Raw genomic sequence first — 10,127 nt, forward strand, 5'->3', positions numbered from 1 at the left:
ATCAATTTCAGGCGTGAATGCCAGCATCGACAGCATCGATATAGTCTAGAACATCATGGGCACGCCCGGCCTGCACCAATTGCATCGCGGTTTGCCCCGAAAAACCGGGGAGGGGCTCCGAACGAAACCATGCATAAGCGACAAGGGAAGTGCCAAATCTTGGTTCGACCTTGTTGAGAACCTCCACCAGCTCGCGCAGTCGCTTTTGTATCCTGGGCTGGCGCATTCGAACTGCACGCTGGATGGAATCTTTACCCAAGCCAGCGGTTCGCGCCAGATCATCTGCATTGGTCAGAAGCGACGCAGCAATGCGGCGAGGATCGAACATTCCATCACTGATATAAGCTTCAAGGCTCATGGCACTCCAGATCCCGATAGGTTTGACGGTATATAGCGTCAAATCTGTTGGCGTCAATCTTTGGTGATCCTAAATCGCTGGCGATGCTATGGTAGGATCTAGCGTCTTCGTTTGAAATGCAGAGTTTCCGCTGTCTTGTCCTGCATGGGCAATTCAAGCTAATCGCGCATATTGCGATACCCAGCCACTCATCCAGAAAAGTGAGCTGCAATGAAGAACGCCCTCCTGACAGCTTTGGCCGTCCTGTCCCTGTCATCAACCGGCACATATGCCCGAGAAATCGCTCGCTTCGATTTCACGCAGCCAAATCCAAAGCTACTCGTGACCGATGAGGCCTCAAGCCAAGACCTGCATAGCCGATCTGACTTGGGCTCAGTATCTCCGTCCGTTCACGCCCTGCTGAATGCTTTTGAACGCTTAGCGGTGAACGACAGCACAGCCCTTTCCGCTAGAGCTCCCTGTTCCGTATCCCACTGGAAACCCCTAAGCTTGCAGCCAGTCATCGAACTGCGCCGCGCACGATATTTCCCTGCCATGGCTCGCGCTGCTTGCAGGTATGGCATCCCGGTGAACCTCTTCGACGCGCTGATCATCCAGGAGAGCGGCTATAACCCCCTCGCCCGCAGCATCAAAGGCGCTGCCGGTCTCACCCAGCTCATGCCCGACACCGCCAAGTCGCAAAGCATCACCAACGTATGGAACGCCGAGCAGAACTTGGCTGGCGGCGCGCGCGTCCTCAGAGCCCACCTCGCCGAATTCGGCCGCTACGATCTTGCTCTGGCGGCCTATAACGCCGGCCCCGGCCGCGTGCGGCCTCGGCATTCCGTCCCCGCCATTGCAGAAACTCAGGCCTACGTTTCCGCAATCCTCTCCCGCCTCGAACGCAATGCAATCCATCGGGAGAATGTGGCCTTTGCCGAGCGTCAGAATGACCGCCTCCACGTGATCGCCTTCTGACACTGCGCTGCTGACAGCTCGGGCGCCCTGCGCATCGCAAAGATCGTGTGTCCAAGATTGAGATCCCCTGTCCGAGCCTTGCGGCAAAGCCCGGCAAAATAGGCCGTCGGGCTCGCCTTGATCTTGCCATCGAGCGATCGCTCGGCTGTGAGCAGCAACATGAGCAGCGCAGCCAGCCCGCCAAAGGCGCCCACCGCCTGCTCAAAATGCCGTAATGGCAGCCCAATCGCCGGACACAGCACCCGGATCATGGCAGGCAAATCGCTTTGCCGGTTCCCGGAGAGCCGGACGGAGGCCGGGAAGAGGGCAGGGATCTCGAGCACGCTAAAACCCACCAGTTCAATTCCAAACGCATCGTGGATTTCGGCAAGGTCTGGCAAATGCGCGGACCTCGCCGGAGATGGGCCGCCCTGGCCGCTTTCACGCTCTGCCGAGCCGCTACTTACAATCTGGTTTGATTCTGGATTGTATATGGGGAGGGGGATTTCACCCTGTTGGAGGGGGGAAGTATCCCCCTCTTGGCTGTCGTTTTCCACAGCCCGCCAGGCGCAGAGGCAGTCATGAAGATTGCGGCACTGGCCCCGCAACTGCGCCAAAGCGGCAACCTTGCTCACGGAGGTCGCAGCAAAGACCTGTGCCAGATCTTCAGCTTGTTCTTTGAAGGCCGTTATAGCGGGGCAGGGGAGGGCAGTTTCGATCATGATATTCGCCTCGGTCAGGAGTTCGCGGATTTCGCCGACGAGTTGGCGCCGGTCACGCTGCTGAGCGATCTCGGTGTCGAGCAAAGCCTCGAGCGCGTCGATGCCAAGGATGAGCGGCGCCAGACTCCAGCCGCTGCCAACGGCTCGTTCATCATCGGTGCCGGCACACAGCACCCGGAAGGATCGCCGCCCATTGGGACGGGGACGGTGCAATGCCATCAGCCCATGGCGAATTAGTGGGGCGATGGCCTCGGCGACATCAACGACCCCCAGATATTCAGCAAGACAGCCCAGCGACGCGCCCAGGATCGGCCCGGTCGGACTGGCCCAGTCCTGTGGCCGCGCGCAGAATTTGGCGAGCGCCAGCAGTCGTAACCATTGCGAGCGTGTTACCGTTGTATTGACCGTTCCCCGTATCGCCAATTGTTCGAGCACGCGCAGCACGCGCTTCCTGAGCACAGAGCCCACCGCCTTGCGCTCTTCCAGCAAGGAAGGGCAGGGGAGGCGCTGCAGGGCCTCTTCGACCTCGCTGCCATAATCCACCTGCTCAGCGCGGCTCGCGAGTTGGAGAGGCAGGGTAGGGGCCTCTTTCAGGCACAGAGGGGCCATCCCGCCGACGAGGTCGCCGACAGGCTGTCTTTGGACAGCAGTCATTCATTCGCTCCTTGATGGGACAAGGAACGGGGAGAGGGCGAACGCCATCGCTCAGCGCCGAGGAGACGCCGGCATGGGTTGTAAAAAGGAGGGAACGCCCCCGGTTTTGATCCGTGCGATCAAAACCGTTCACGGCCAAAGCTACGTCTGAAACGATCCCGATAAGCCCGGCCCCTGGCCGGGTTTTCTTTTGCCCTGCAGCTCCGCGTCCTTCAATCCAGTGTCATGTTTGGGAAGGGGAGGGGGCAGCGCCGCACTCCCCGGCATAAATATGGTCTCGGAGTTGGTCACCAGCGGCGCCCCGCCGCCAGCGACCTCAAGACCATCCTAGAAGTCGCGAAAATTCTCGCGGGCCATTTCGACGCGCTGATAATGGATGAGCATCTTTTCAAAGAGGCGCTCGGCCACGGTATCGCACACGACCGGGCGCATGGGCTCGATGATGTCGTAAAGCTGACGCCCCCGAGATTTCCAGATGGCGGCAAAGGATTTGAGGATATTCGCCATGTTGGCAAAGATCGCGCTTCGGTAGGCCTCTGCGCCATGTTGGAGGCCATAGGTGGCAAAGAGGCGATGCGCGTCGATCTCGAGATAGTTGAGCAGGCGCTCGACCTCGCCGTAGCTGAGCGCACCGTTCTCCAACCGCTCACGGAACCCCGTGCGCTTGCGGATAATGCCGCCACGATAGAGGGCACGGGCCGTAAGATCGCGCCGGTCAATTTCAGCCGCGATGATGCCGGCGCAATGGCGTTTGAGCGTGTCGAGATCGAACAGCGGTTCCTTGGGCAGGCTCAGGGCCAGGACATCTTCAGGCAGCGTTTCAGGCGCACACGGCTCCGCACCGATGAGCGAGACAGGCTCAACGTTCATAATTCCCCACATTGATAAGTGTCTGTAAATTAAGCTTGGACCGGGTCGTTAGAAGACGGCGCCTTGGCGATTCAAGAGACAATTTTCGTGGCGGGCGCGGCGCTGCAGAGCTACTGAACGCTAAAACAAGGTGAACCGGACTCTACGCCGATTACGCTGTTTTAACCTTCAACAACCGTTTGTTTCGCTGTTCTCTGGTGCGTCTGACCTGCCATCGAACCGCGGGGCCGGATAGAAACCGCACACGTCCGATGCGCTGCATTGCGCCTGTTTTCAGCCATAATTGAATAGCTTATCTATATCTATTAGGATATAGATAAGCCTCCAGCTCCAGTTGCTGGCTGTGTCAGAAAGACAGCATCGACAATGAACGCTTTGCCCACCAAAGGCCGAAACAGGTCCCAGTTTGGTTATCGAAGCCCATGCAAAATTCTCAACAAACTCCAACTTATGTCTAAAAAATAGCGCTGTAATATTTCTGAAATATATCCACAGGAAAGTGGACCAAAAATCTCGATAAGACCCGAGGTGGTGACAGAAAATGCCCACTGTGGTTACCAAAGGGTTGCAAAGTGGCTCCCTCCAGGGAGCCACCCTGGCACCTGGTCTTCAGATTTTCGCCGAATCAGTATGTTTTTGATTCGTTGGCTGTTTTTCCTGCCTTGGCCGCCCCGCCAATTCAGCCTTCAACGATGAGGACGCTTGGTTTGAGCGTCAGGCTCAAGTGTGAGGCTCATCGATGAACAGAAAGAAGATCGCCGCTTTGATTGGGCGGCCCAGTAGCAAGGTAACTGGCAAGGTACGGGGCAAGGTAAGTGCCATGGTCAGTGACAAGGCGATGGTCACGGCGGCGGTTCTGGTGGGCGCGGCGGTGCTGGGCGCCGATGCTGCGATGGCCGGTACGGACACGACCTTCACGACGGCGCTCACCCAGTTCACCAATTTCCTGCAAGGCTCGGGCGGCAAGATCATCACGGTGCTGAGCCTCGCCGGCGGCATCGTGGGCCTTGCCTCGGGGCGTTTCTCGCTCGGGCAGGTCGCCATTCCTGTTGGCGTCGGGGTGGGGGCAGGCACCGGCATTCCCATTGTCACCTCGACGGTCACCGCCACGATCTGAAGCGCTCGACTGCCCGGCAGGAGGAAATGCTCCTTCTGCTCCGCAAGCGCGCCCCATGTTTTGAAAGGTGATCTATGCCTGCTTTCTCTCCTTCTCGCCCGCGCAGAAATGCGCAGCGAGCTCGTTTTGCCGCAGGTTTTCGGCCTGCAGCGCGTCTGGCCGTTCAGGCCGTTACTGGCCCGGCCAGCTCTCGTGTCAGAAGCATTGCTGCGCTCGGCTTTGCGGGCCTTGGCCTGCTGGCGGTGAGCTGCGAACCGGCGCTGGCCGGAACCGACACAACCTTCTCGACCGCGCTCACCCAGTTCACCGGCTTTCTCGAAGGCTCGGGCGGCAAGATCATCACGGTGCTCAGCCTGGCAGGCGGCATCGTCGGACTTGCCTCGGGGCGCTTCTCGCTCGGGCAGGTCGCTATCCCCGTTGGCGTCGGAGTGGGGGCAGGCACCGGTATTCCGATTGTCACCTCCACCGTCACGGCTGTGGTGTGATTGAGGCCGTCAAGCAGGAAGGCATGCGCGGCCTGATGGTCAGTCTCCCCGCGCCATGTCTGCCTGATTTCTCTGCCTGATCTCTTCCTGTGGGGGTGTTGACCCGTCTCCCACAGTCGGCCTGCCGGTCTTTCCCATCCCACCCGGCCGGCAGGCCAACCTCTTTTCGTATCAGCGGGACGCCGGAACCTTCTCATGATCAAATATGAAATCGCCCGGCATCTCGATGATCCCGAACTCATCGGCTTTTGGACGCTCGATGAGTTCCTGGTGATGGTGGCGCCCTTTGGCTGGGGGGTGATCAGCGGGCATATCGTGATTGGTTTATCCGCAAGCGTATCAACGTGGTTTGGGTATCGCAAACTTAAAGCCGGACGTTCCATGTCCTGGATAATCCACGCGGCCTACTGGCATCTTCCCGGGCCGATTTTCGGTCTCAAAGTGTGTCCACCATCCCATCTGCGCATCATGGCGGGCTGAAGATGGATCTCAATCTCCACCACCGTCAGGCCCAGCAGATCCTCAAACAGCGCAATGCGCTCGCGATTGGCGTGCTGGTGCTGATCGTCCTGCTGGTCGCGACCTTTTCGGTTGCCAGCACGCGCGAGCGTGAAGTCGTGCTGATGCCGATCGGGCGGCAGAGCTTTGCGCTCTCCTCCAAAGGCGTGCCGCGCGACTATCTCGAAATGGTGACCCGGGACACAGCGCTGCTCGCGCTTAACCGGTCGCCCGAAGGCCTGCAATATTGGATGAACAGCCTGCTTGAGATTGCTGACCCGCAAAGCCGGGGCGCGCTCAAGGTTGCCCTGCTCAAGATCTATCAGGAGCAGGCAGGCTCGCAGATTTCTCAATTTTTTAGCCCCGACTGGATGGAAGTTCACCCCGAGACGCTGAGCAGCGAAATCGGCGGCACGGTCCACACGATGGCGGCCAATAAGGAAGTGAGCGTGCAACACCGGACTTTCCGCTTTGCCTGGTCCTATAATGGCATTTCCCTGAAGCTGCGCAGCTTTGGCGCGGTCGTCAAAGCCGGGCCTGCCTCGTGATGGTCCTGCGCAAAGGCCTGCCGGTGGCCCGCCAAGTGCTGCCCGCTTTGCGGCAGTTCGGCGGCGCGGCCCTCATTGTTTTGGCCCTGCTGGCCGGACCGACGGCCCGCGCTGCCGATCAGAACCTGCTGGCGCAGGACAATGGCACGGTGCGCTGCGAGGCTTCCCTTAAGGATCTGACCCGCATTTCGCTTAAGGGTGACAAATTCGCCTCGGTCTCCAAAGTCCAGACCGGCAATCCGGGCGAGGAGTTCCAGGTGGTCAATGAGCCGATCCGGGGCGATATCTATCTCTCGGTCGGTGACGGTTTCAAAAAGCCCACGCTTTCCTTCTTTGGCGTCACGCAGAAGGGCAATGTCTATAAATTCCTCTGCGCAGTCGGCGGCGATGAGGCGAAACAGGTCTTTGTCGCCAATGCCGATGCCGAGCAGGGCGAGCGGGTCGCACCGGTCAGGCTGCCCACCACCTTGGATTTGGGCGACAAGGCCGCGCGACTGATCACCGCGATGTATGAGCAGGCCAATGTCGAGGGTTTTGAGCAGGACTGGCGCCCGCTCACCCCGGTCCAGGTCGGGCCTTTCAGCGTCCAGCTGATCGGCCTTTATCGCGGCGCGGTGCTGGTCGGCGAAATGCTGCGCATCGAGAACCGGGGCGAGAAGGCGGCAGAACTCATCGAAGAGCAGATTGCGCCCCAAGGCGCGCTCGCGGTCTCAATCGTCCAGCCTCGCCTCGCCCCACAGGAGGCGACCACGGTCTTTGTCGTGGAAGCTGTGGGAGGTGCGCAGCCATGAAGCTCTTTGGCAAAAAGCGCGGCGAGAATGCCGCCGCCGATCCTGCCGCGCAGGGCGGCGCGGGGGCTACCGACAATCAGGATCTGGCGCGCAACAGCCAGACCCAAAAGCATCAGGCGCTCGCGCTCTATGCCGCGCTTGGGGTCATGGCTGCGGGCGGCATGTATTATGTCCTCGGCTCGAGCGAGGCGGAAAAGGACAAGGTCGCCAAGCTCCAGCAGACCAGGACCCAGATCTCGACCGACGATATGGTCGGGCGCGGTCTTTCGGAAAAGGAATGGATGGGCCTCTCGCAAGGCCAGATCGACAGCCAGGGCCAGCAGATCAAGAGCCTTGAAAGCCAGACCAGCCGTCTCGACCAGCTGCAAAAGCAGGTCGAAGCGCTCTCGGCGGAAAATTCCGGGCTCAAGCAGGATGGCACGCAGGTGCTGCAAGCCTATTCGGCTGAGAACCGCAACTTGAAGGCTGAGCTAGACGAACTCAAAGTCCAACAGCAGCGCATGGCGAGTGCCGGTCCCAACCAGTTCTATGGCGCCGGCGGTCCCGCAACCTATCAGCGCGCGCCGGGCTCACCCTTGGCCGCGCCCGGCGCGCAACAGGCCAGCGCAGCCGGGGCCAATGGAGCTGCCGTCTCTGGTGGCCCGGCAGTCAGCCCCGCAGCAGGCCATGAGATCAAGATGATCGCCTTTGGCGAGAGCGCCGGCGGAACGGCGGCGCGGATCGAGAAGGGCAAGACCCAGTTCACCGATAGCGAGAACTACCTGCCGCCCAATTCGATCGCACCCGCAACGGTCGTGGTGGGCGTCGATGCAACGACCGCGGTCAAGAGCCAGAACGATCCTCTGCCGGTGGTGCTGCGCATCACGGGCCCCGCGCGTTCGGTCTATGCCGAGGGCAAATTGCTGCGCACAAATCTGACCGGCTGCATGGTCAACGGTGCGGCGATGGCCGACCTTTCTTCAGAAAAGGTCTATGTGAAATTGCAGCGCATGACCTGCCCGCAGCCGGGTGGGCGGATCGCGGTTTCCGAGGTCAAGGGTTTCATTGCCTTTGGCGGCAAGACCGGGGTGCGCGGCCATGTGGTGAGCCGCGCGGGCAATCTGGTCAGCAAGGCCTTTATCGCCGGGATCTTCGGCGGGGTTGGGCGCGGCGCTTCAACCAATGCGCAGGCTTTCCTGACCTCGCCCTCGGTGAGCGTGAGCGGCACCCGCTCGACGCTGTCAGCAGGCGATATCGCCACCGGCGGTCTCGGGCAGGGGCTGGCCTCGAGTGCCGATATGGTCTCGAAATATCTGATCGAACGAGCCGAACAATATCAGCCGGTCGTCGAAATGCCGACCGGGATCAGGGTCGAGGTGGTGTTCCTCGAGGGCACGTTCATCCGCAATTGATGGAGCTTGTGATGCGTAAATTGACTCTGGCGCGGGCGTTAGCTGTGCCTGCTCTCCTTGGCTTGTTGGGTGTGCCGGCGGTGCAGGCGAAGGCTGCCGCCAATGTTTCAGCCAATGTCGTTTCAGCCCATGGTGCGCCCAAAGTCGGGCCCAATGGCGCGGTGACGCGAGCGCTTCACCAGCGCTTTCCGCAGACGCATATCGCCAAGGTCGATTGCAAGCTTGTCGCGGGTCTGTGCGAAGTGCGCGCGGGCGCCAATATCTTCTATGTCGACCGCAGCGCACGTTATCTGGTGATCGGTCGGGTCTATGACATGGAAAAGCGGCTCGATCTGACCGCCGCGAGCCAGATGGCGCTGGGACCCCAGGTGCTGATGGCCAATAGCGTCATACGCAGTGAAAGCGGCGCGAGCGACGCGGACGCCGGCTATACGGCCAAAGCTGAGCGAAATGGCGTTCCTGCCGTGGGGCGCATGGGTGCTGTGGACAAGGCAGAGGATAATCCGGCGCATAAGCCTGAGGATAAAGCCCCCGAAAAGGTCTCGTTCACAGGCCTTTCGGCCGGCGGCGCCATTGTCTGGGGCGGCCGCGGCGAGACGGTGACGGTCTTTTCCGACTTCCATTGCTCCTACTGCCGCTTGCTGCATCAGGAGCTCAAAGACCTGAGTGTCCGGGTCGAGGAACGCCCGATATCGATCCTGGGCACGCGGGCGCTTTCTGAGGGCGTGCTGTGTTCGCCTGACAAGCCCGCAGCGCTTGAGCGTGCTTATGCGGGTGAGGCGGTGAGCGCCAAGCCTTGCGACACGTCTGGTCTCGATGCCAATGAGGCATTTGCCACCAAACACGGGTTTTCAGGAACGCCGGTACTCGTGCGCAGCGATGGCGCGGTGCTGCGCGGCTACCGCCCGCGTGAGTTTCTCGCGGCCTGGCTCAAGGCGGCGCGGCCATGATGGTGGTGCGCGATACTCGCGGGTTTGGCCTGCTGGCGGCGGTCCTTGTGATGGCGCTCTCGTCGGGCTGCTCGGCGGTCCAGTCCAATGTGCGCGGCGGCTTTGCCTGCTCGGCGCCGGGTGGAACCTGCGCGCCATCGACGGTGATCGATGATGCGGCGCTCAGCGCCATTCCCGGCGCAGGTCAAGGCGACGAAGCTGTGCGTGGTAAGTCCGACGGGCCAGATCTTGTGCTGGGCGAGGGGGATGCGGCTGCGCACGCGCCCATTCTTGTCCAGGGTGGTCAACCCGCCGGGCGCCATGTTGGCCGAGGGGAGCAATCTGAGGCAGCTCCAGTCCATGCGCTAAGGATTGTCTATCCCGCCTATCGCGATTCTGACGGCCATGCCCACCCGCGCCGCCTTGCCTATGCGCCGGTCGATACCTCCGCCTGGGCCGCCGCGCTCAGAGGGCGCGGCCATGTTGCTGTTCCCGCCAACCAGCCCCTTCTGAGCGAAGGCCTGCTCGGCGCCGCGCTCAATGCGCCCCCACTGGGTGTCTTGGCGCTGGCGCGAGGCGAGGAGCAAGCATCGGGGATCCCGCCGCTCGCTATGGCGCAAGAGCAGGGGCAGGACGGCGGACCCGCCGCGCGTGCGTCGACTAATCGCGCGCCGGCAGTATCCGACAAACTGGCCAACTCGCCAGCCCAAGCAACTGCCCATGCAACCGCCAATCCGACCGCTCGGATCGAGGCGGAGGTTTCGGCCATGCTCGCCAAGCGCAAGCCGGCGGGCGCGGGCACATTTTCCGGCAAGGTGGAATAAGCAC

Annotated in this window: 12 protein-coding genes; 9 read left to right on the forward strand and 3 right to left on the reverse strand. The window is 61.2% G+C overall.

The window, feature by feature from the left end; translation table 11 throughout:
* Positions 1–7 precede the first annotated feature (7 nt).
* Positions 8–358, reverse strand: a complete 351-nt coding sequence (locus ACZ9HU_RS19910; RefSeq protein WP_476107567.1) for an antitoxin Xre/MbcA/ParS toxin-binding domain-containing protein — start codon at positions 356–358, stop codon at positions 8–10.
* Between the two features lie 534 nt (positions 359–892).
* Here ACZ9HU_RS19910 and ACZ9HU_RS19915 point away from each other — a divergent pair.
* Positions 893–1,315 carry a lytic transglycosylase domain-containing protein gene (locus tag ACZ9HU_RS19915; RefSeq protein WP_476107630.1) on the forward strand — a complete coding sequence of 141 codons (423 nt, stop codon included), beginning with the start codon at positions 893–895 and terminating at the stop codon, positions 1,313–1,315.
* Here the strand turns inward: ACZ9HU_RS19915 and ACZ9HU_RS19920 are convergent.
* Together ACZ9HU_RS19920 and ACZ9HU_RS19925 are read right to left on the reverse strand one after the other, a co-directional pair.
* Entirely contained in the window at positions 1,282–2,670 is a 1,389-nt protein-coding gene (locus ACZ9HU_RS19920) for a hypothetical protein (RefSeq protein WP_476107569.1), read from the reverse strand. The genes ACZ9HU_RS19915 and ACZ9HU_RS19920 overlap by 34 nt on opposite strands.
* Positions 2,671–2,997: 327 nt before the next feature.
* Positions 2,998–3,540: a hypothetical protein gene (locus tag ACZ9HU_RS19925; protein ID WP_476107572.1), complete on the reverse strand. Its 543-nt coding sequence runs from the start codon at positions 3,538–3,540 to the stop codon at positions 2,998–3,000.
* 838 nt (positions 3,541–4,378) lie between these two features.
* Between ACZ9HU_RS19925 and ACZ9HU_RS19930 the strand changes: the two genes are divergently transcribed.
* From ACZ9HU_RS19930 to ACZ9HU_RS19965, 8 genes are all read left to right on the forward strand, one after another.
* A complete protein-coding gene (locus tag ACZ9HU_RS19930; RefSeq protein WP_476107632.1) occupies positions 4,379–4,657 on the forward strand; it encodes a hypothetical protein in 279 nt (92 codons plus the stop codon).
* A gap of 74 nt (positions 4,658–4,731) precedes the next feature.
* Positions 4,732–5,142: a hypothetical protein gene (locus ACZ9HU_RS19935; RefSeq protein ID WP_476107574.1), complete on the forward strand. Its 411-nt coding sequence runs from the start codon at positions 4,732–4,734 to the stop codon at positions 5,140–5,142.
* Positions 5,143–5,337: 195 nt separating this feature from the next.
* Entirely contained in the window at positions 5,338–5,622 is a 285-nt protein-coding gene (gene traL / locus ACZ9HU_RS19940) for a type IV conjugative transfer system protein TraL (RefSeq protein WP_476107576.1), read from the forward strand.
* On the forward strand, positions 5,586–6,188 hold the full coding sequence (locus ACZ9HU_RS19945; protein ID WP_476107577.1) for a type IV conjugative transfer system protein TraE: 603 nt from the start codon (positions 5,586–5,588) through the stop codon (positions 6,186–6,188). The genes traL and ACZ9HU_RS19945 overlap by 37 nt, the downstream gene beginning before the upstream one ends.
* A complete protein-coding gene (locus tag ACZ9HU_RS19950; protein ID WP_476107578.1) occupies positions 6,188–6,979 on the forward strand; it encodes a type-F conjugative transfer system secretin TraK in 792 nt (263 codons plus the stop codon). Before ACZ9HU_RS19945 ends, ACZ9HU_RS19950 begins: the two co-directional genes overlap by 1 nt.
* On the forward strand, positions 6,976–8,370 hold the full coding sequence (locus tag ACZ9HU_RS19955; RefSeq protein ID WP_476107580.1) for a TraB/TrbI/VirB10 family type IV secretion system protein: 1,395 nt from the start codon (positions 6,976–6,978) through the stop codon (positions 8,368–8,370). Before ACZ9HU_RS19950 ends, ACZ9HU_RS19955 begins: the two co-directional genes overlap by 4 nt.
* Positions 8,371–8,381: 11 nt before the next feature.
* Positions 8,382–9,320, forward strand: a complete 939-nt coding sequence (locus ACZ9HU_RS19960; protein ID WP_476107582.1) for a DsbC family protein — start codon at positions 8,382–8,384, stop codon at positions 9,318–9,320.
* Positions 9,317–10,123 carry a hypothetical protein gene (locus ACZ9HU_RS19965; protein ID WP_476107585.1) on the forward strand — a complete coding sequence of 269 codons (807 nt, stop codon included), beginning with the start codon at positions 9,317–9,319 and terminating at the stop codon, positions 10,121–10,123. The genes ACZ9HU_RS19960 and ACZ9HU_RS19965 overlap by 4 nt, the downstream gene beginning before the upstream one ends.
* Positions 10,124–10,127: the final 4 nt, after the last annotated feature.

This window comes from Novosphingobium sp. Sphag1I, from assembly GCF_056279125.1.

What these genes read in the sequence shown, in the direction of transcription:
- ACZ9HU_RS19930 (WP_476107632.1), top strand. Translation starts at nt 4,379, where the DNA reads ATGGTCACGGCGGCGGTTCTGGTGGGCGCGGCGGTGCTGGGCGCCGAT.
- ACZ9HU_RS19915 (WP_476107630.1), top strand. Translation starts at nt 893, where the DNA reads ATGGCTCGCGCTGCTTGCAGGTATGGCATCCCGGTGAACCTCTTCGAC.
- ACZ9HU_RS19950 (WP_476107578.1), top strand. Translation starts at nt 6,188, where the DNA reads ATGGTCCTGCGCAAAGGCCTGCCGGTGGCCCGCCAAGTGCTGCCCGCT.
- ACZ9HU_RS19920 (WP_476107569.1), bottom strand. Translation starts at nt 2,670, where the DNA reads ATGACTGCTGTCCAAAGACAGCCTGTCGGCGACCTCGTCGGCGGGATG.
- traL (WP_476107576.1), top strand. Translation starts at nt 5,338, where the DNA reads ATGATCAAATATGAAATCGCCCGGCATCTCGATGATCCCGAACTCATC.
- ACZ9HU_RS19965 (WP_476107585.1), top strand. Translation starts at nt 9,317, where the DNA reads ATGATGGTGGTGCGCGATACTCGCGGGTTTGGCCTGCTGGCGGCGGTC.
- ACZ9HU_RS19955 (WP_476107580.1), top strand. Translation starts at nt 6,976, where the DNA reads ATGAAGCTCTTTGGCAAAAAGCGCGGCGAGAATGCCGCCGCCGATCCT.
- ACZ9HU_RS19925 (WP_476107572.1), bottom strand. Translation starts at nt 3,540, where the DNA reads ATGAACGTTGAGCCTGTCTCGCTCATCGGTGCGGAGCCGTGTGCGCCT.
- ACZ9HU_RS19935 (WP_476107574.1), top strand. Translation starts at nt 4,732, where the DNA reads ATGCCTGCTTTCTCTCCTTCTCGCCCGCGCAGAAATGCGCAGCGAGCT.
- ACZ9HU_RS19960 (WP_476107582.1), top strand. Translation starts at nt 8,382, where the DNA reads ATGCGTAAATTGACTCTGGCGCGGGCGTTAGCTGTGCCTGCTCTCCTT.
- ACZ9HU_RS19910 (WP_476107567.1), bottom strand. Translation starts at nt 358, where the DNA reads ATGAGCCTTGAAGCTTATATCAGTGATGGAATGTTCGATCCTCGCCGC.